The following is a 20,639-nucleotide window of genomic DNA, read 5'->3' on the forward strand; positions in this document are numbered from 1 at the left end:
TAGCAGCTTTATCCCCTCATTGTACCTTTTTGTGCGCCAAAAATCCCCTGCAGCGGCACACACGGTGTTCACGACAGGGGAACAATTAAATTTTCAGGTATAACCGAGTTAGAGCTTCGTTGTCGGTTCTTTGACTTTATCGAAGACGATGATCCCGTCATATTGCTCTTTTGGAATGAATCGCATCGACATCGGCATAATGATCTCGGACGTCATGCCATCCTCGGCTGCATAGATCGGTTTGAACATCCAAGCATTATTTTTGTTCGGAGACTTGTGCTTGGATAGATCCGCAAACGCAATCTTATAACCGCTCTGCATCATCAGTTGTTCCAGACTCCCCTTCGGCATCGGCTGAATATCGAAGATCTTCTGTGTCGTAATCGTGCTTGCCTTACCGCTGTTCATGTACAGACCCAACACGTAGACCTTATCCTTTAGCTTCTTATGTAGCAATTCTCCCATACTTGTAAAGCTGTTAATCCATTTCCCTTGTTCTTTCGTTTCGATTTTGGACGTATTCTTCGCCAGATGATCGTTATGCGCCCATAAAATCACTTTCTTGCCGGGATACATCACCTTCATTAACCACTCCACGTTGTCAGCCATGATTCTATCACGGAATTCATAGCTTTCCTTCGTATCGTACATCCCCATCTCGATGAATTTGACCCGATCCTCCAACGTCTTGACAGCGATATCCACCATCCGCGGGTTCGCAGGGTAGGCGGCTGCAAGTTGTTCTTTGTTCTCTTGGATGAATTGGATCAACGCCTTGTATTTCGGTTCGTACGCATTCTTCACCTTCTTGATTTCTGCTTTCGCCTCCGGATGACTATCGTCCATGCCATATTGGTTGAGCACCTTATAGAAATCCGTCATCGCTTGCATTTCGAAGTTGAAATAATTCTCGCCCTGATCCTTGTCTACCTTGGCAATCCAACCGGCAATAAATTGCGTTAAGTACCCTGATGTGAACTGCATGTCATAACCTGCTAGATATAAGGGATCGTTCGTCCCTTGCTTCTTCTTGATGTAATCGAATAAATTCAGAGTCTCCTTGGAATGCCAGATGGGAAAAATTGAACGTTCCATCATTTGTTGCGATGTCCATGTTCCTGCATTATCGTACGTCATGAATGAATCCCCAAGGCCCGACTCAAATGCAATCACGTCAAAATCCAGCTCTTCGTGTAAATATTTGATCAACCTTGTCTTCATGCTGCTGTATTCTGCGACACGGTGAAAGTTCTCGCCAAGGCTAATGACCGTCTTATCTTTCAAGATCGGCTTCAGAAACGCTAAATCTTTATAGTCCGATGACGTCAAAGATTTAATCTCTTGAATATTCTCCTTCGACCCCGTAATTTTCTGCGCGGTCGCCGAGGCGCTCACTGGCGATAGTAATAGTGAAAATGCTAGGCCCAGGGAAATGATACCTGTTAATCGTTTCGTTGCTTGCATGTTGAATGTTCTCCTCCTTCGAAATCTGTTATTACGTCGTTCTCTTACCATGCAGAGACATCGTAACAGGAACTTCTAAGGAATCTATAAAGATAAGAGAATAATTCCTCAATGCGCGTGACAGACCCGCTTCTTCACGAATCTCACTGCCATATTTAAGACTAGCATGATCATCCCGATGTTGATCGCATAATCCGCTAGATTAAGAATGCTTCTTCCCGATCGAAACATGATAAAATCCGTGACCTGCCCGAACACCAGTCGATCAATCCCGTTGCCAACCGCACCGCCGACTAAGAAACCAGCTATCATATCCGCCAATCGGCCTTTCCAGGCACCCATGCTGCGATAATAGAATACACCGATGACGAACAAGATGGCGATCACCCCGAATAACCACGCATAACCTTGGAATAAACTGAATGCCATCCCGCTATTCTCATAATGTGTAATCTCCCATCGTCCAAAGAACAAGCTATCTCCGATATCCAGTTTCATCCGAATCCAAATTTTCGAGACCTGATCGATCAAGATCACGACCATCGCGATCATACAAAACCACATAGCGACACCCACTTTCTTCTCAGCCTATGAACAACCATGTAACTCCCTTGTGTTCATCATACTACAAAACCATGTGGCATCGAAAAATAAAGGCACGCCCGAAGGAGTGCCTTTCAGGTATCCTTATATTGACTGCTCGTCTTCATTTTTTTGTAAAATAATGAAAGAAAACGCAGGTTTCTTGTGTCTAATGGCTGAGAGGATAGGGGAATGATTTCTATGACGGCAACGCTAATAATGTCTACAAGTTATCTTCCTGCACAAAATTCAGCACGGCATCATCGACGGCCGAAGTTCTTCCCAGATCAGGGCAATTTACAAGCTCAATTTCGCAAGTCTCCGCACAGCCGTGCAGTTCCAAAAGAACCAGTTCATTACGACCTTTGCGCAGCAATGGACCGGGGATATATAGGGCCCTTTGCGGTCCTGCGTTCCAGTAGCGGCCCAGATTAAATCCGTTGATCCAGGCAACCCCTTTATTCCATCCATCGAACCGTAGAAAAGTATCGCCAATTTCCTCCGCCTCAAAGCAGCCCCGGTAGAATCCGGGCAAACCCGAAAGTGCCGCAGCTTCTTGCTTCTCCACCGTCTGCTCCTTGTACTCAAGTGAAGCCAGCGTTCCCGGTTCTAACGGAAGTGTACGGATCGTCCAGTTATATTGCAGCTGGTTATCGATTCGAACCCCGTCCAGAATTCCTTTCGGATCACGAATGAGCGGACCATAATTAATCCGACCCATATTCTCGACGAGAATATCCAGCTGCGCTCCTCCGGCAGGAATGGAAAGTTCAAGTGGCTGCGGATTCCAGCGTTCAATGACCCCAAGTACCTGTCCATCCAGGAAAACCTGCGCCCGATCACGCACACCCTCGATGTAAAGCTTCTGCCTGGACCGTGGTCCCTGCACATAAGTGCTGTACAATATAAAACCATAGGATTGTCCGAGCTTTTCCATCGGCTGCACACACACAATGTTCACCGGCTCGGATAACTTCTCCAAATTGGAAGCTGTGAATAGTTCCGCTCTTTCCATTAAGGCAACTTTCCCGTAGGAGATCTTCGGAATCGGCTCAGGGAGCGGACAAGTCGGTGCAAATCCATGTTTGCCCAGTACCGACCGAACAGCTTCAAATTTCGCCGTCGTATCTCCCCATTCCGTGAGCGGGGCATCATAATCATAGCTTGTAGTCGTCGGCTCGTAGGCGACGATATGATTCGCCCCATTATAGAAGCCAAAATTGGTCCCGCCGTGGAACATGTACATATTGAGTGAGGAGCCGTGCGTCAGGATATCATCCAGAACGCCAGCTACATCTTCGGCATCGCGCACATGATGATCCTCCATCCAATGATCGAACCAGCCGTTCCAATATTCCATCACCATCAGCGGCTCTTCAGATCGGTACTCCCGGTATTTGCGGAAGGATTCCTCTGCACAGGAGCCAAAATTAACTGTAGCATGCACATCTTCCAGTGTTCCGCCGAGCAACATTTCATCGGTTGGTCCGTCGGAGGTAAAGAGCAATACATCGACCCCTCTGCTGAGGAGTCCATTACGCATATATCTCAGGTAACTACTGTCATTGCCATAGCTGCCATATTCGTTCTCTACCTGGACGGCCAGAATCGGCCCGCCATGTGTGGACAGTAGCGGAACCAGCCGAGGAATCAGCTCATCGTAATACCGGTCCACCTTGCTTAAATAAAGAGGATCACAGCAGCGAAGCTGAAGTTCACTGTAAGCCAGCAGCCAGGCCGGCAGACCACCGAATTCCCATTCGGCACAAATGAATGGACTCGGTCTGACAATAACATGAAGCCCAAGCTCTCCGGCCAGTTCAATAAAAGAGACCACATCGGCCATGCCATCAAATACGAACTCCCCTTCCTTGGGTTCATGCATATTCCAGGCGATATAGGTCTCCACGGTATTGAATCCGCAGGCTTTCAATTTCAGTAGCCGGTCTTTCCAGTATTCAGGCACAACCCGAAAATAATGAATAGCTCCCGATACGATCCGGTAAGGCTGTCCGTCCAGCAAATATTGTCCGTCGTTCCAAGTGAGTAGGCTCATACTCTACAACCTCCTTTTTTAACATCTATTCTAACGACTCCCCGCAGTGAAAGACGGCAAGCCGTCTGATCTTGGGGCTTGCAGTAGTTAAGAGCACCCGCAGTCGTATTTTCTCTGTGCAAATCGGAGGGAAGGCGTCGATTTTCTTATGGCCAATCGCGCTGCCACGTTTCAACTCCAGCCACGCTCCGTCAATGAATGCTTCCAGCACATATTCGCTCACTCTCTCGCCATAAGCGATGTCCTCCATAATCTCGGCGTGGTCAATCACAGTAGCTACAGGCAATTCCAGCTCAATAAGATCTCCAGTGCCCGCTGTTACGGCTAGTGCCTTTCCGAATCTACGTTGAATCTCCTTACCGAATTCCAGCAGACGCTGCACATCGGCCTCCGGAAGCAGCCCGTAGTTGTCAGGCGCCACATTGAGCAGCAAAGTCGCCCCATGCCCAACCGAACGATAATATATGTCCATTAGCTGCTCTAGGGACAGCAGCAAGTGCTCTTCCTCAGGATGCCAGAACCAGCGGTCTTTACGGATGGGCACATCGCATTCCGCAGGCACCCAGCTTGGCGTTCCGGGAAGCCAGTTCAATGAAGCTTCACTGAACATGCTACCCCGCGCGGAATCCGCAGTGTTCCAGCATGGATAAGGAGCAACGCCATCCTCATTGCCAACCCAGCGAATCGTTGGTGCCCCCATATTAAACACCATGGCGCTTGGCTGATGGAGCTTAATCAGATCCATAATCCGCCGCCAATCGTAATTACGGCCTTCAGATCCTGCGCCGTCGAACCAAATCTCCGTAAGTGGGCCGTAGCCCGTAAGGAGCTCTTGCAATTGCAAGCAATAGAAATCATCATATGCTTGCGGATCCGCATAACATGGCTCATGTCTGTCCCATGGAGACAAATAAATGCCGAAGCCTAGTCCAAATTCACGGCAAGCCTCCTCGCACTCCTTGACAACATCGCCTCGCCCTTCTTTCCATGGGCTGGAGGCAACAGAATAAGTACTCGTTGCAGTCGGCCACAGGCAGAAGCCATCATGATGCTTAGCGGTCAGTATAAAATAACGGAATCCAGCTTCTTTAGCTGCACTAACCCATTGGCGGGCATCCAGATGAAGCGGGTTAAAGACCGTAGGCGAATCGCTACCTTCTCCCCACTCCTGATCGCAAAACGTGTTCATTCCAAAATGGCAGAACATCCCCAGCTCCAGATCCTGCCACTCCATCTGTTCCTTAGAAGGCAAAGCTACTTGCTCTTCGGACTTGTTCTTTGAAGAAATGCTTTCCATCATTTTTATACTCTCCCGTATATTTGTGTAAGCCCAATGTATAAATAAGGGCTTTGGAAAGCCGGTTGATGACCTTCCAAAGCCCCGTCCCCAACTTGGGATACCTCGCTTATTGCCTATTTACTTGATGACACCTTTTTCGTTGATAATTTTCGTTGCTTCATCAACCATCCATTGCTGCACCTTATCAATCGATTCATTTCCAAGCATGAATCTGCTGAAGCCGTCATCGATAATTTTGGTCAATTCGGAAGTTGCCGTCGTCATCACCTGCGCACCGTCAAGGAACTGAATTTCTTTATCGAAAAGTGTGTATTTGAGTGAATCCATATCATACATATCTTCTTTACCAGCGACCAATTTAGTCAGCAAGGTCTCATTATCAGCTTTTTTATATCCGGAGAATTCCAGTCTGTTATCACTAACAGCCGTCGACATAAATCTCATCAATTTGAAGGAAGCCTCTTTGTTCTTTGAAGTTGCGCCCATCGCCAGCATGTTGCCGCTGGTGAAGTATTTGCCTTCATAGTCTTTCGGTTCCGATCCTGCAGGAGGCACCGGTACCGGAGCAAAGGCTGTCTTGAATTCATGCGGATACTGCTCGGTGTTACCTGGATCAGCAATCGTCCAGTTGCCAGCCAAGATCATAGCAGCTTCTTCATTGAAGAATTCGGTACGATAGTTAAGCTTAGCGGCAAGAGCGTCTGCATAAGATTTCGCAGATTTATCAGCAGACTCCATATCTTTACGCAGCTGGAAGAAATACTTATATGTCGGATCCGCGAAGATTGTCGTCCCGTCATCATATACGAACGGGTCTTTCATCATCGTTTGAGCTGGAGCGTTCATGTACAATTCCCAGGTGTGGAAATAAGTGCCGTAACGTTTGTCCACGCCTTCGCCTTTGGTCAGTTTTTTGGCATAGTCGCGGTAGTCATCCCATGTCCAGCCAAAAGTAGGTACAGGCAGACCCGCTTCATCCAGTGCATCTTTGTTCAGCATCACGTAGTTGCTGCTCTTCGTATATTGCAACCCATAATAGTTGTTGTCGACCTTAGCATTCACATAATATTCATCCTCAGGAACGAGGTTATCTTTCTCATAGAATTCATTAAGCGGGGCAAGTGCTCCCCGAGTCGCCCGTTCAAGCACGCCTCCCAAGCTTGGCACCTGAACAACATCAATCGCTTCGCCGGAAGATATCAGGAAGTCGAGTTTCTTCAGCATCTCCACAGAATCACCGGGAACGAGTGTCACATGCTCTACTTTGATGCCTGGGTTCTGATCCATAAATTCCTGCAGCATAGCATCGGTACCAGCCGACTGGGCTTCATTATCCCAGTTGTAATACTTGATGGCGACTTGCTTGTCCACCTTGGTGTTCCCGGCATTCGTACCAGCTTCAGCATTCCCATTCTTGTCCGAGTTTCCGGAATTTCCACAGGCGCTTAGCGTTAAGGAAACCGCCAGCATGGAGCCCAGTACAACGGATAATCTTTTCTTGCTCTTTGTTTTCATTTTACTTCCCCCCGCACTGAATTTTAAGTATAGTGCCTTGTTCATTTCTTATTATAGGCATCCGCTTTACTGGCCAAGTGCACAATTTTGCTGTTGTAGGATCACATTTTTGACTTTTACTATCTATCGTACACCCGCAGGTCAGCCCTTTACGCCGCCAAGGGAGATTCCGTTAATGACTTGCTTTTGCAGGGCAATGAACACGATGACGAGCGGGATGATCGCCGAAACAGCTGCCGTCATCATAATCGCATAGTTGTTCGAATAATCGTCCCGGAACAGGGTCATACCGAGTGGGATAGTGTACAAATTCTTATTTAGTAAGAAGATCAGCGGATTCTGGTAATCATTCCAGGTCCAGATAAATTTGATGATCGCCACCGTAGCGAGCACCGGCTTGCAGAGCGGAATAATGATAGACCAGAATATCCGTAAATGGCCTGCACCGTCAATTCGCGCCGCTTCAATGTATTCGTCGCTGACACCAATCATAAATTGCCGCAGCAGGAACGTGAAGTAGATGGAGAACATACTCATTAAAATAATTGCAGCATGAGTATCATAAAGACCGAACCAGCGAATCAGCAGAAAGCGCGGAATCAGTGTGGCCTGGTCAGGTATAATCATGAATGACAGCAGCGCCAGAAACACCATATTTCGTCCTTTGAACTTGATTTTGGTCAAGGCGTACGCCGACATAGATGAAATGATAAGTGTAATTAAGGTTGTAATAATCGCAACTTTAAAGGAATTTAAATAGAAATGAGAAAAAGGTACTCGTCCCATCCAAACCATCTTGAAATTATACGCTACATTGATCTTCTCGGGAATCCATTGGATCGGGAAGCGCATAACATCTTTCTCATATTTAAAGGCTGCGGAAATCATCCAGATCAGAGGAATAAGAAATACAATGGACAAAGCCCCCATGATGCAGGTAGTGATCACTCTGGACATATTTTTTCTAATCAGTTGCATGTTAATCCCCCCCCTTTATTCTTCATTTCTCATTTTCCAAGTAGCTGCGGTGATCAAGCCTATGACGGCGAATAGCAGCCAGGAAATTGCAGAAGCATAGCCCATGTTGTAGTATTTGAACCCTTCCTCATAGATCCTGAACACAAGCACGGTAGAAGAATTGTTCGGGCCACCTTCGGTCAAAAACGCGATGATGTCGAACACCTTAAACGAGCCAATCAGCATGGTTATAAGCAAGAAGAACGTGGTTGGACGCAGCATCGGAACCGTGATGGCAAAGAATTTCTTCAGTGCGCTGGCTCCATCTATTTCGGCGGCTTCGTAGATTTCATCGGAAATATTCGTCAAGCCGGCCATATAGATAATAATGGTGTAACCCAGACTCGCCCAAGAACTGATAATGGCAATCGATAACAGCGAGGTCTTTGGATCCACCAGCCATTTTGGAGGACTGGAAATTCCAAGCTCCATCAAGAACTGATTGATCGGTCCAAGGGATGGATGGAACAATGCGCTCCATACTGCGGCAATTGCAATAATCGAAGAAATATAAGGGATAAAGAAGGCAACTTTGAAATAATTTTTAAGAAATACACTATTTTGAATCAATGCCGCCAGCACCAAAGCAATCGCAATCGGTATCGGCACGGTCATAATCATATAAATAGCATTGTTCTTCAAAGCTTGAATGATGCTCGGATCATGGAACATTTTGATATAGTTATCCAATCCGATAAACTCGATCCCTTGAACCCCCGACAATAGATCCCATTTCGAGAAGCTTAAATAAAGTGAGAATCCAAGTGCAAATACATTAAGAAAAAGCATTCCGACAATTTCCGGAGCTAGAAACAGCCACCCGGTCAAAGCCTCTTTCCGCTGCGGAGTCCAGAACTTCCGCTTCTCCTGCAGAATTTTTGGCACAGGTTGTTTTGCAGCCTCCACGTTGTATCACCTCGACAATTTGATTTGTCATTATAGTAATATATCCGCCTCCCGCATGAAGGAGTGATTATGACCCGAGATGTGCAAGATTTTGACCTTTGTCTTTCGACATCAAAAAAACCGCCCTAGATGGGCGGCTGGTCTATTCGGTAGGTTGAGAATTGCGCTTCTCAGCGTACCGAGTGTTTGGATTTATATTCACTCGGTGTTGTTCCCACATATTTTTTAAACACTTTTGAAAAATAGGTTCTGTCCGAATATCCCAAACCAACGGCTAGCGATTCCAGGTTCTGGCTGGAGATTTTCAGCATTTTGGTCGCAACCTTCATCTTGTGCTGATGTACATAGTCCGTAAAAGTCAGACCTGTCATGCGTTTGAAATAACGCGAGAAATAGCTCGGGTCCAGAAAGAGATAACGTGCCATATCAATTGAAGTGATGTTATCGCCAAGATGCTGATCGATAAATTGCTGGATAAGCTGCAGCTTGGGCTCCTGCGGGGGAGTTCCCGCCACCTGCTGTTTGTTGCCTGTAATCTGCACAAGCTTTCTTTCCACCAGTTCCATCGTATCCTCCAGTGTGCGGGTTTGCACGAGATAGACGAACAGATCCTCATCGAATGTTAGGCTAGTGAACATCAGCTCGATACCTCGGAGCATAAAGGATAAATCCCGGACGAAATCGCCCGGATGGATAGCCATAACTTTTGCAGTCCTAGCGATTTCCTGAAGAGTGCCACGGATGGCTTCAAGATCATTTTTAATCACGGCCCGTTCCATCTGCGGGATATAACTATCCAGAAATCCTTGAGGAGCAGGCTGGAAGCGAGGGGTAGCGATTTGCAGAGTATCCAGAACTGTGTATTCCGCACTCGCATAGAACTCGCACTTATCCTGGACAATTTGCCGATGAATCTGTCCGATCGCCTGCAGCTCTATTTTCTCAGTGACTGCGATGATGCCCGGTTGAATCTTAAGGAGATGGGAGCACTCGGAACACAATCGCTGTAAATAATCATGAAAATAAAGACTGGCATTCTGCGCCAGATTCACACGGTAATTATACAGAATCACAATATTCTTCTGCTCCAAAAAAGGCGTAATCCCCTCACACGCTTCGGACAGCTCTAGGGCTATATTGTAGATGGCATATAAAATAAGTGGATACTCGCTCTGCTTGTACCTCTTCTCGAAACTGGAAAAGTGAATGCTGACCGTGCCCAGCATGAACCACGGATACGTCCAGGATATGCCGATTTGCGTCGCATAGGCTAGCGTGGTTTCGGGCGGAGCGCCGCCAATCACCCTTTGCAGCAGATTCTGCCGGAATAACTGGCTATTGTATCCCGTTTCCCCATGCTTGATTAGCCCGATCTTCGATTTAAGCAAGCGTACAGACTTGGCAAGGCTTTTCTCCAGTTGCTCGTCCGTAAGCTGGTCCTTAATTAAATAATCATCCACCTTCAGCTTTACCGCTTGCTGAGCATAATGGAAATCCTCATGACAGGTCAGGAAAATAATTCTGACCTCCGGCTTCATCCGGGTAAAGTAATCGGCCAGCTCAATCCCGTTCTTTTGCGGCAAGCCAATATCTGTGATCACGATATCGGGTTGTACTTCCTCAAACATTAATAACGCCTTGGCACTGGAATAGGTGCTGCCGACAATCTGCAAGCTATGTGCTTCCCAGTCAATCATCTGCTGAAGCACCTTGAGCATAGGAACATCATCATCTATGAGCATCACTTTATACATCAATATCCCTCTCTCTCCGACAGATTAACCTGATGATTGCCTTGCGGCAAATACAGAGAAACGGACACCCCACCTTGCGGCAAATTATGCAGCGACAAGCGGGTATCCTGACCATAGGTCAGCCTCAGCCTTTGAACCACGTTAATTAAACCGACCCTTTGATAAGTTCCATCCTGTTCATCGTCCTTGTAGAGCAATCTGCGGTTCAGTCCTGCCAGAATTTCTGCCCCTGCACCACAGCCATTGTCTTCGACTTCAATCATAATCCCATCAGGGATCGTTCGGGCACGGACGACAATACGCGGTGCCGGGTGGTCAACTAGACCGTGAACGATGGCATTCTCTACGAGAGGCTGCAGAATAAGTTTAGGAACGATGAGCTTCTCTGTATCCGCTTCCAGATCGACCTCCAGTTCAAGAGGGATTTCGTTGCGGATCTTCATGATGTCGATATAATGGCTAAGCAGTCTGCATTCTTCCCGTAAGGTAGCCGGTTCATTGACCTTCAGATAGGCACGGAGAAGACTCATTAGCGAATCAATGATCCCGCTGTGCAGCTTATCTTTAGCCAAAATAAGGCTACATTTGATCGAATTCAACGTGTTGATCAAAAAGTGGGGACGAATCTGCATAAACAGCGCCTCAAGTTCCATCACTCGCTTCTGTTCTTGCTCCAGCTCGATGTCGTGAATCAATCCTTGCAGTTGATCCAGCATAGTATTCAATGTCTGCCCTAGCTCAGCGATTTCATCCTTGCCCTTGACCTCCAGCCTGACATCAAGATTCCCCATCCCGAACTGGCGCACAACGCGCTGCAGCTTCATGATCGGACTATGCAATCTTTTGGCAATCAGCATGGAAGTAGCCGAAAAGACAATAAACAAGAGAAGCACTAAACCAATGCCACTATAAAAAGTTCGCGAAATCTGGCCCGACCATTCTTTCTCTGAAGCTTCATAGACCAGCTCCCAATTGGATTTGTCGATGGCTCTGGCCGTACGCACACTCCCTCTAGCTTCCTTGCCATCTGGGGCTAGCTCTGAGTTCCCGGCGATCAGACCTCCTCTGGAATCAAACAACGCCAGCTTGCCAAACTCGACTGGCCCGAACAATTTGTTGAAATAGGCATCGGGAATCGAGATGAGAAGCACAGACACCTGCTGTTTCTCCCGGCTATCATAGATTACTCTGGCAATATAGTAGCTACTGCTTTTACCGGAACCGCTGTCAGCCATCCCAAGCCATTGCAAGGTCTCCGGTTCGTGAATATTGACACGTCCCATCAGCTTGTCCATGTTGGCATTAATCACGGATAAATTCTCAGTCCCAGAGGAGATCACAAAGTGTTTCCGGTTAACCAAATACATGCGAATGTTATTATTTAGCGGCTTAGAGTTGATGAGCGAAAACACATCCTGAATTTGCGTAAAATGTACGTAATCCTGATAGGTGTTCAATCGCTCGGTATCTGCAAAGACCTTCAGATTGGCGCGAAAATTGGTATCGTTTACAATAAAATGCGATGCAAATGTCACATCATCAATGGTCTTGTTTAGTTCGTCAATCATAACGTTCAGAAAGTTATCGTTGCTGAGCTGCAACTTCTCTACCATCGTATCCCGAATAAGCACAAAGGAGATGATCGATACTGCAATCAGCGGAATAAAAATCAGCAAAAGAAATGAAACCTGGATACGTCTATAGTAAGTGAATTTGAACATGTTTTCTCCGCGCCTCTCTCATGCTCTTTTCTTTTATTCTATCAGCCCGTTATCCAGTATACATGCATTATCTGATTACCGTGACTTTCTTTTGACCGTTTGCGAAAACAATAAACACTACTTCACCAAATATTTGTATACCTTCCACTACATAGGAATCCAAGTGACTGGATGGAACCTCGTGGCTGATCACGATAATATGCTCCTCATTCCTTTCAGGGAAGCTGATGCGGCATGCCTCCGCCTGCACTGCATCCACAGGTTCACCCGTATGGCGGTAAATCGGCACCTGTTCAACCAGTGGACAAAACAGCCCACCGGAAGGCTGCGGGTACAGCATCTGCATCATCGATACCGTTCCTTTTCCCGTTCGGGAGTAAACGGCATGCTGATTGGGTTCCAGCAGATTGTATTCGCGGGAGATTACCCCGTCATCAATCTTGCCCTGAAGTCCTTTAACATTAACGGGAATGATGCAAAGATTGGCTTCCCGCTCATTTTTTGTACGGCAAATGAATGTCTCGTCTTCCATCTGAACCGCTCCGGGCGCAAAATGAAAATGCTGGGAAAACGTATGCTCCTGACGGCAGCTAAAGCTGTCGACCAGAAGCCAGTAATAAGGCTTGATGAATATGATCCTCCTTAGCAGGTGTACCGGATCATCCAAATGACGGTAACCATCATGGCTGCCCTCAACATAATCAAAGTCCGGATTGCTGATCCATTTGCTGCCTGTCGGCTTCGCAATTTGGGAGAAGGACCATGTATCCGTGATTTCAGTGAATCCAATTCCGTCAACAGTAGTCGTATTATGGGCAGCGCTTTCTTTTAACGCTTTTCTAAGTGGTGTGTGATCACTATAGTTGTATCTGCCCAGATCGGTAAGCATATCCCGCCCAAATGCATGCAGATCGAAATGTAGCAAATCCGCGTGACCATGTCCACCACCAAGCGGTCCGCAGTGGAAATATAGGTACAAGTCCTGCTCGTCCCAACCCGTTCGCATCACATAATGACCGGAATGTGTGAAAGAGCGCGACAAGTAAGGCGGTTCCTCCGCAATCAGCTGCTCGTAGCCTTCAACTCCACTCGTTCCGAACAACCAGGCATTGTCATAATCCATATGATCGTATCCGCCAAAGCGGAGCACAGAATCCTGGAACAACCAACCTGCATAAGTCAAAATCGAACGGACATCGCTGTCATCGCTATCCCCGAGCATTGGCTGCCGATGATTCGGTTTGGACCAATACAAGGAAGCGACGGCCATTTGATGAACTTTTTGCTGAAGTTCATCCTGTAGCTCCAGTCCATTCATCCGAGCCAAGCGGATGCAGTCGAGAAAACATACCAGAACCTCATGGTGATAGGTGGGCGATTGCTCCCAATGGATACCGTCCGCCATGACCTGGATTCTAGCCGTCTCCCCTAATCTCTCCTCACCGAGCCGTCGCCAAATCTTAGCCCTAGTGAACTCAGGGAAGTAGAGCGCGGTTTGGAATAAACCACAAGTCTCCAGAACGCCCCAATTGCTGATATTCTTCCAACCCGTAAACGATAAAGCTAAATATTCGCTGTGTTCATGAAGGGATATCATCACTTTCGCCAGAAGCGTCGGTGTGAGCAGCGGACTATCCTGTATATAGGACAGCGCTTTGATCCAGTTCGCACAGCGAAGACCCGCTTCAATGGTGCGCCAAGTCAACGTATCATTCGTAGGCATGTCTGGAACAGGATTACGCTCCATCCAATCTTCAAGCTGACAGCAAAATGTTCTCGCATACTCCTCATTACCTGTTATCTCATACGCTTGTCCTAATGCCACCCAGTAGCGGTGGCGATTCAGCATATAAGCCCATTCTACATCCTTATCCGGAATATAACGCCAGTCAATTTCTTCCTCAAAGGTAACCGGAATGCGGCTGCGCTCCATATCCCAGGGAAACCGAAAAAGAAACGTCTGCTCCATAACTTCATCCGCCGCCTTTATTACGACTTCCAGCTCATCTGCGCAATATTGCTGTATATAATCGATATGCTGCTGTTTCCGACTGTCCTCTGCCCGCCAGCCCGGCGTGCTCCGACTAGTCAAATACCGATGCAATTCAGTCAGCGCATCATCCTGCCGTGCTTGGCTCAGCGCACCCTTCACGGGCGCTAGAGCAGGTAACTCAAGGTCGAGTAGCGTAAAGACAGCATAGGGAGAGGTTGTTCGGCCATCAGCGTTCATACCAGTACCCCCTGGTGCCTTTTTGCAGCCGCAGCAACGCTTCGAGGTAGAAATAATCTCCCCAGATCATGAAATCATCCGGAGACAGACCGCCGCGTACATGGTAAGAGCCGTGTTTCAGCAGCCCCTCCGCGTCTTCACCGATCGTGGAATAGTTCTGCACAAGTGAAGTCATCGACTGTATTAACCCCTGCTGAAAATAAGCCCGTTCGGGATCTTCCTCCTCCATTAGCTCCAGCAGTTCCTGTAGTCCAGCCGCAACAATTGCAGAGGCCGAGCTATCCCGGTACGTATCCGCAGACACTGGAGCATTAAAGTCCCAGTAAGCGACATGATCCTGCGGCAAATGCTCCAGAAAATAGCGGGCCATCCGCTTGGATGTTTCCAAATACAACGGATCCTTAGTATAGCGGTAAGATAATGCAAAACCGTAGACGCCCCAGGCTTGCCCGCGTGTCCAAGTCGATCCGTTAGTATAACCCTGGTGTGTAGCACCGCCAATCGGCTCTCCGGTCTTCTGGTCGAAGAAAAACGTATGGTAGGAGCTGTCATCTCCCCGCACCAGATAACGTTTCGTTTTATCCGCCTGCATGACCGCCACCTGCCGATATAGGGAATCACCGGTCTGTTGTTCCGCCCAATACAGAAGAGGGAGATTCAACAGACAATCAATAATGATGCGCCCACCTTCCTGGGCATCTCCCACAGGTCCCCAAGCCTGAATATAACCGCCGCCTGTGCGCCAGCGCTTCAGTAATAAGTCTGCCGCCTGCAGTGTCAACTGACGCGCGGATTCGTCTTTATCTATAATCCACTGGGCCTTGGAGGATAACGAATACAAAAATCCGATGTCGTGATGATCAAGCACCGTCTTTGCCGCGAAACGGCGGCGGAAATCCTCTACGGTATGAGATGCCGCGATACGAAAGCTGTCATCCTGCGTATATTCATAGCACAACCACAACATGCCGCTCCAGAATCCATTGGTCCAGTCGTCATTGTTATTGAGCTGGTAAGTTCCATTCATGCTCACATGAGGGAATCTGCCCCCGAATCGGTCTATATTCTTACGTACCTTCTCTATCGCATCTTCAATCGCATTGCTCCACATAAGTTCCTTGCTCCCTTCGGGCTCTTCGTTTCTTATGTTTCATGATAAGGAGAGTCAACAGGATCTAATAGGGGCGATTTTTGCTTTGATGTGCATTATTTTGACTTTTGTACGAAGTAACAAAACGTATAACTATTTATGGAAAAATACGTTAGAATCAGAAAGTGACTTACAACTTTCATTTTTTTTAGAAACGGAGTGTCCTATTAATGAAAAAGCTAGGTGCATTATTTTTATCCATTTTCATGGTTATGTCTGTCTTTACCACTGCCCATGCGGCTGAAAAGCCTGTCGGTGTGTGGATTGATGGAACAGAAGTAAAGTTAGGCAATTCTAACCCTGTTGTAGAAAAAGGAACTACCTTGGTTCCTATGCGTCCACTTCTAGAGAAGCTTAATGTAAATATGAATTGGAATAAAAAGACCCAAACCGTAACGGGGACCAAAAATGGACTAGCTCTCTCACTGACTATCGGCAGCACCACAGCAACGGTAAACGGGGAGAAGAAAAAACTAGAGGTGGCTCCTAAAACCATCAACAATGTCACCTATGTTCCTGTCCGCTTTATCGGTGAAACGATCGGCTATAAGGTAGAATGGAATGCGGCGCAGCGCACCATCACCTTTGTAGCTAATAACGAGGCTGCAGGGAGCACCGGATTCTTATGGAAAGTGGAGAACAACGGTAATACCGTCTATCTACTTGGCTCTATCCATGTGGCTAACGACAAAATGTACCCGCTACGCCCAGAAATTGAAGCTGCTTTTGAAGCGTCTCAGTATCTTGGGGTCGAGGTTGACTTAACCAAGGTTGATCAAACGGAGATGCAAAAGTTCCTTACGGAGAAAGGTTCTTATACAGATGGGACCAAGCTCAAGGATCACGTATCCGCTGATACCTATAACAAAGTTGTTGCGCTTCTGAAAGCGAATGGTCTTGCAGGAAATGCATTCGATTCCTATAAGCCATGGGTCGTTACTCAAGGTATCTCAAGCCTACAAATGCAAACAACAGATTATACACCGGATACAGGTATCGACCTATATTTCACACAGAAGGCAGGCAAATTGAATAAACCTATCATTGAATTGGAAAATATGCAATTGCAGCTGAACATGTTCAATCAATTCTCAGATGGATTGCAAGAAAAGCTTCTCCTTGATACACTCGATAGCCTCAAGCAAACGGACAATGCTGCAGCAACGGCTTCGCTGGATGCATTATCCCAAATGTGGATGCAGGGGGATGAACAATCCCTCGTAGCTATGACACAAGCGGTCGCTAAGGAGCCAGAATACTATAAGGGTCTCGTTTCGGATCGGAATGCCAACATGGTGAAGCATGTAAAAGAGTATTTGAATAGTGATAAAAAAGCGACTTATCTTGTCGTTGTTGGTGCACTACACATGCTGGGTGATGATGGCATTGTGACTCAATTGCAAAAAGACGGCTTTAACGTCGTCAAACAATAAATACTAGTGTCAAAATAAATAAGGCTGTCTCTTAGTCATCTACAATGACTTTGGAGGCAGCCTTTTATTTTTACTTTTTTAGCTCATTCTAAAAATAGTAGTAAATTGACGTGAAGACAGAGACAAATTTCAACTGCTAATCTTTCTACCATTTGATTAACTGATCCACCTTCACCGGAAGTCCAGTAGCGATCGAACGATTAGCTGCAATCCCGGTCATAATAGACAACGCCCCATCCACATGGGAAGCTGCACGATTAAACCGATCCTCCACAGGTCGTTCAAAAATATCACGGAGCATGACCGGATCTCCACCCCCATGTCCCCCAACGCCTTCTTCAATTTCAACTTCATAAGGCGGCGCAAAATGAGGGAATACAGTGATTTGCTTGTCCTTTAGTGCCCCTTCATCTTCTTTCTTCCCCCCGGCGTTTACATAGGACTGTTCAACAACCTTAACTTCCATCCGCCCCTTCGTCCCATTAAATACTACAATGAAGCCTTCCCAAGGCAAATAAGCATTAAGTGAATAGTTCATAATCGTCTTGTTTTTGTATTTGACCATGACTGCCATCGTATCCTCAATGCTGATATTATCACCGAATACACTTTGATCTCGCAGGTACCCATCTTCATGCTCGGCATCCAGATACATTTGCTTAAGCTGCTCGTTGTCTTTTAGATGAAGCGCAAAGGGATCATTTTCCGCTGCACTACTACCATGGGCACGCTGATAAAACTCTGTCACCCCGCGCTTCTCCGCATTCTCTCTGCCATAGAACCTTAAATCTCCCATGGCATAGACCGTATCCGGACGAGAGCCCAACCAGAAATTCATCAAATCGAAATGATGTGTTGATTTATGAACCAACAGCCCTCCGCTGTTCCGTTTATCCCGATGCCATCTGCGGAAGTAATCCGCTCCATGCTGTGTATTTAGCAGCCATTCAAAGTTAACAGAAAGTACTTCGCCAATGGCTCCATCCATGATCAATTCACGGATTTTGGTATTGTGCGGGGCATAGCGATAATTGAACGTAACGCGCAGCTTTTTCCCCGTTCGATCAATAGCCTCAAGAATCTCCTGGCATTTCTCTTCATCCACCGTCATTGGTTTCTCTGAGATAACATCACAGCCAAGCTCCATCGCCCGGATAATGTAACGATGATGTGTGCGGTCAATACTCGTAACGATAACTACATCCGGCTTAGTCTCTTCAATCATACGATCGAATTCATGAGCTTTATAAGTAGGAACCGCATGATACTGATATTTCCCTTCCAATAATCGGTTCGCATAATCCATTCTTACCCCATTCACATCGCAAAAGCCTACGATTTCCGAAGTTTCACGATAATTTGTAGTAATCTCTCCATAAAAGAACTCCGCTCTGCCGCCGGTACCTACGAATACATATTTCTTCTTCGACACAAGAATCACTCCATCGCTATTGATTTAGATGCCGTTTCTTTCTATAGTTTATAGTATAAAATACATCGAAATCTAAGCGGTTATTAGCAAATATGACGGAAACTTTGCATATATTAGCTTCATTATCTGAAAGGAGCAAATCTGAAATGGAACAGGAGCTAAAACCTCCATTTATCATTGAACAAATCAAAAGAGCCGGACCCTTCAGCATGGATTCCGACCATTATCACGATACATATGAAATTTATTATTTACTCGCAGGTGAGCGCAGCTATTATATCAACAATCTGATTTATACCTTACGCAAAGGTGATTTGATATTTATTAACAAAAATGAACTCCATCGCACCACTTCTAAGGGCTCAGTACGCCATGAGCGAATATTGATTAACTTTGAGGAGGACTTTCTGCAAAAAACGTTGGCGAACTACGACCTAAGTATTCCTTTTTTAACTACACAAAGCTTACTTCTGCGTCCCGGAGTACATGAACAAGGAGCCATCGAATCTATCCTCTTCTCCATGCTAAAAGAACAAGAAGAGCATCGATCACAGCAAATCCCCTATCTTCAGACACTGCTCATCCAGTTATTTATTGAAATGAACAGAGTACAAGAAATAAGCCGCGAGCCCATCGCTCCTGAGAGCAGTGAGAAGCAGCTTAAAGTCTACGAAATGATCGATTATTTACAGGCACATTATGTTGAAAAGCTTACATTAGAGCAGCTATCCGAAACTTTTTTCATCAGCAGTACCTATCTTTGCCGTTTATTCAAACAGACCACTGGCTTCACCATTGTTGAATATCTAAACTACATTCGGATCAAGGAAGCCCAACGACTCTTGCAGAGCACTAACACTAAAGTCACTGCCATTGCAGAGAATACAGGCTTTGACAGCATCGCCCACTTTGGGCGGGTGTTTAAGCAAATCGCGAAATGCTCACCTCTGCAATACCGCAAGCAGAATCGCTGATCATCAGGCCTTGATTACACCTTTTTTGATAATAATATTTCCATAAAGTGCTTCTTCACCTGTGACTACAACAGCATAACTTTGCTTAGAACGATTGTAGAAATCAAACCGCTCCTCATATTTAATCGTCGCTTCAGCGTCATGTTTGGCGATTATCGACTCGTACGTGGACCAGATCACCGGCACCGTAGGATCTCCCTCAACCACAGCCATAAACGCCACCTGATGTTCCACATAATGATCAAGGGGCAGCAATTCCAATATTGCATCCAAAAGATCAGGAATCCCAATACCATCATATCTTAGTACTTTTGAGTTTAAGGAGTGTCCTGGATAATTAGCATCTGCCAGTACAAGCTCATCACCATGACCCATTTCCATCATCACACGTACCAGTTCCGGAGATAGTAGCTTAGGAATTTTTTTCAACATCCAAGCACCTCATTACTTCCCATAAAAAGATCTCAAAGCTACCAGCTCATCAATCCGATGCTGTGGCAGCTCTCTCTCTCCGTCAATCATACGTGTAATAAAGGTAATCTTGGCTGTATATTCGAGTCTCTCCATATTCAGATAAGCCTCCATAACATCCGTTCCCCAAGTAAGTGCTCCGTGATTTTCGAGCAGGACTGCTGTTTTTTTGCCAAGGAAAGGCATCAGTGAGTCCGGGATTTCTTCTGTTGAAGGTGTTCCGTATTCCGCCAAAGGAATATCCCCGATCATGATAACCGACTCTGGCATCATCATTTTATCGAGCGCCTCACCTTTAATGGCAAAAGCGGTAGCATACGGGGGATGTGCATGAACCACACCATTCATCTCAGGTAGCTCATTATAAATTCTCAAATGCATTTTGATTTCCGTTGAAGGTCTGTATCCTTCCGCCGCTTCAAGAACTTCACCTTGCAAGTTTACTTTTACAATCATATGTGGCTCTAAATATCCCTTGCTTACCGCTCTGGGGGTAGTGAGAATTTCATTCTCTGATAACCGTGCTGAAATATTCCCATCATTGGCGGCAATGAAATCTTTATTAAACAAATTTCTGCCAATATCACAAATCTGCGAACGTAGTTTTTGTTCCAAGTTATCCATAAGTTCTCTC

Annotated in this window: 16 protein-coding genes; 2 read left to right on the forward strand and 14 right to left on the reverse strand. The window is 46.3% G+C overall.

Annotation, left to right across the window (positions count from 1 at the left end; genetic code table 11):
• Positions 1-108: 108 nt before the first annotated feature.
• From NSQ29_RS19625 to NSQ29_RS19675, 11 genes are all read right to left on the reverse strand, one after another.
• Complete coding sequence (locus NSQ29_RS19625; protein WP_341125877.1) at positions 109-1,464, reverse strand: erythromycin esterase family protein; 1,356 nt, start codon at positions 1,462-1,464, stop codon at positions 109-111.
• 108 nt (positions 1,465-1,572) lie between these two features.
• Positions 1,573-2,016: a signal peptidase II gene (lspA, locus tag NSQ29_RS19630; RefSeq protein ID WP_341125878.1), complete on the reverse strand. Its 444-nt coding sequence runs from the start codon at positions 2,014-2,016 to the stop codon at positions 1,573-1,575.
• Positions 2,017-2,269: 253 nt separating this feature from the next.
• Positions 2,270-4,102, reverse strand: coding sequence for a glycoside hydrolase family 35 protein (locus tag NSQ29_RS19635; RefSeq protein WP_341125879.1), 1,833 nt, complete (start codon positions 4,100-4,102; stop codon positions 2,270-2,272).
• Between the two features lie 25 nt (positions 4,103-4,127).
• Positions 4,128-5,402, reverse strand: coding sequence for an alpha-L-fucosidase (locus tag NSQ29_RS19640; protein WP_341125880.1), 1,275 nt, complete (start codon positions 5,400-5,402; stop codon positions 4,128-4,130).
• 117 nt (positions 5,403-5,519) lie between these two features.
• Positions 5,520-6,917, reverse strand: a complete 1,398-nt coding sequence (locus NSQ29_RS19645; protein WP_341125881.1) for an ABC transporter substrate-binding protein — start codon at positions 6,915-6,917, stop codon at positions 5,520-5,522.
• Between the two features lie 141 nt (positions 6,918-7,058).
• Positions 7,059-7,895 (reverse strand): carbohydrate ABC transporter permease, encoded by an 837-nt coding sequence (locus NSQ29_RS19650; RefSeq protein WP_042186014.1) that lies wholly within the window; start codon positions 7,893-7,895, stop codon positions 7,059-7,061.
• 15 nt (positions 7,896-7,910) lie between these two features.
• Complete coding sequence (locus NSQ29_RS19655) at positions 7,911-8,840, reverse strand: carbohydrate ABC transporter permease (protein WP_042125419.1); 930 nt, start codon at positions 8,838-8,840, stop codon at positions 7,911-7,913.
• 170 nt (positions 8,841-9,010) lie between these two features.
• Positions 9,011-10,594, reverse strand: coding sequence for a response regulator transcription factor (locus NSQ29_RS19660; RefSeq protein ID WP_042186011.1), 1,584 nt, complete (start codon positions 10,592-10,594; stop codon positions 9,011-9,013).
• Positions 10,594-12,315: a sensor histidine kinase gene (locus tag NSQ29_RS19665; protein ID WP_341125882.1), complete on the reverse strand. Its 1,722-nt coding sequence runs from the start codon at positions 12,313-12,315 to the stop codon at positions 10,594-10,596. Before NSQ29_RS19665 ends, NSQ29_RS19660 begins: the two co-directional genes overlap by 1 nt.
• Positions 12,316-12,382: 67 nt before the next feature.
• Positions 12,383-14,545, reverse strand: coding sequence for an alginate lyase family protein (locus NSQ29_RS19670; protein ID WP_341125883.1), 2,163 nt, complete (start codon positions 14,543-14,545; stop codon positions 12,383-12,385).
• Positions 14,535-15,656 (reverse strand): glycoside hydrolase family 88 protein, encoded by a 1,122-nt coding sequence (locus tag NSQ29_RS19675; protein WP_341125884.1) that lies wholly within the window; start codon positions 15,654-15,656, stop codon positions 14,535-14,537. The genes NSQ29_RS19670 and NSQ29_RS19675 overlap by 11 nt, the downstream gene beginning before the upstream one ends.
• A 209-nt stretch (positions 15,657-15,865) precedes the next feature.
• Here NSQ29_RS19675 and NSQ29_RS19680 point away from each other — a divergent pair, with 209 nt between their 5' ends.
• Positions 15,866-17,128, forward strand: coding sequence for a TraB/GumN family protein (locus tag NSQ29_RS19680; protein ID WP_341125885.1), 1,263 nt, complete (start codon positions 15,866-15,868; stop codon positions 17,126-17,128).
• Positions 17,129-17,273: 145 nt separating this feature from the next.
• Here the strand turns inward: NSQ29_RS19680 and NSQ29_RS19685 are convergent, their stop codons facing one another.
• Complete coding sequence (locus tag NSQ29_RS19685) at positions 17,274-18,560, reverse strand: Gfo/Idh/MocA family protein (RefSeq protein WP_341125886.1); 1,287 nt, start codon at positions 18,558-18,560, stop codon at positions 17,274-17,276.
• Between the two features lie 146 nt (positions 18,561-18,706).
• Between NSQ29_RS19685 and NSQ29_RS19690 the strand changes: the two genes are divergently transcribed.
• Positions 18,707-19,534, forward strand: a complete 828-nt coding sequence (locus NSQ29_RS19690) for a helix-turn-helix transcriptional regulator (RefSeq protein WP_339801744.1) — start codon at positions 18,707-18,709, stop codon at positions 19,532-19,534.
• 3 nt (positions 19,535-19,537) lie between these two features.
• Here the strand turns inward: NSQ29_RS19690 and fucU are convergent, their stop codons facing one another.
• Positions 19,538-19,966 (reverse strand): L-fucose mutarotase, encoded by a 429-nt coding sequence (fucU, locus tag NSQ29_RS19695; protein WP_076284304.1) that lies wholly within the window; start codon positions 19,964-19,966, stop codon positions 19,538-19,540.
• A gap of 12 nt (positions 19,967-19,978) precedes the next feature.
• A complete protein-coding gene (locus NSQ29_RS19700) occupies positions 19,979-20,629 on the reverse strand; it encodes a class II aldolase/adducin family protein (RefSeq protein WP_341125887.1) in 651 nt (216 codons plus the stop codon).
• Positions 20,630-20,639: the final 10 nt, after the last annotated feature.

It is taken from the genome of Paenibacillus sp. FSL F4-0236, assembly GCF_038000135.1.
GTDB lineage: Bacteria > Bacillota > Bacilli > Paenibacillales > Paenibacillaceae > Paenibacillus_AQ.

Excerpts from the sequence above, each read along its gene's own strand:
- NSQ29_RS19650 (WP_042186014.1), bottom strand. The coding sequence starts at position 7,895 with ATGCAACTGATTAGAAAAAATATGTCCAGAGTGATCACTACCTGCATC.
- lspA (WP_341125878.1), bottom strand. The coding sequence starts at position 2,016 with ATGATCGCGATGGTCGTGATCTTGATCGATCAGGTCTCGAAAATTTGG.
- NSQ29_RS19675 (WP_341125884.1), bottom strand. The coding sequence starts at position 15,656 with ATGTGGAGCAATGCGATTGAAGATGCGATAGAGAAGGTACGTAAGAAT.
- NSQ29_RS19700 (WP_341125887.1), bottom strand. The coding sequence starts at position 20,629 with ATGGATAACTTGGAACAAAAACTACGTTCGCAGATTTGTGATATTGGC.
- fucU (WP_076284304.1), bottom strand. The coding sequence starts at position 19,966 with ATGTTGAAAAAAATTCCTAAGCTACTATCTCCGGAACTGGTACGTGTG.
- NSQ29_RS19670 (WP_341125883.1), bottom strand. The coding sequence starts at position 14,545 with ATGAACGCTGATGGCCGAACAACCTCTCCCTATGCTGTCTTTACGCTA.
- NSQ29_RS19645 (WP_341125881.1), bottom strand. The coding sequence starts at position 6,917 with ATGAAAACAAAGAGCAAGAAAAGATTATCCGTTGTACTGGGCTCCATG.
- NSQ29_RS19680 (WP_341125885.1), top strand. The coding sequence starts at position 15,866 with ATGAAAAAGCTAGGTGCATTATTTTTATCCATTTTCATGGTTATGTCT.
- NSQ29_RS19690 (WP_339801744.1), top strand. The coding sequence starts at position 18,707 with ATGGAACAGGAGCTAAAACCTCCATTTATCATTGAACAAATCAAAAGA.
- NSQ29_RS19660 (WP_042186011.1), bottom strand. The coding sequence starts at position 10,594 with ATGTATAAAGTGATGCTCATAGATGATGATGTTCCTATGCTCAAGGTG.
- NSQ29_RS19635 (WP_341125879.1), bottom strand. The coding sequence starts at position 4,102 with ATGAGCCTACTCACTTGGAACGACGGACAATATTTGCTGGACGGACAG.
- NSQ29_RS19640 (WP_341125880.1), bottom strand. The coding sequence starts at position 5,402 with ATGATGGAAAGCATTTCTTCAAAGAACAAGTCCGAAGAGCAAGTAGCT.
- NSQ29_RS19625 (WP_341125877.1), bottom strand. The coding sequence starts at position 1,464 with ATGCAAGCAACGAAACGATTAACAGGTATCATTTCCCTGGGCCTAGCA.
- NSQ29_RS19665 (WP_341125882.1), bottom strand. The coding sequence starts at position 12,315 with ATGTTCAAATTCACTTACTATAGACGTATCCAGGTTTCATTTCTTTTG.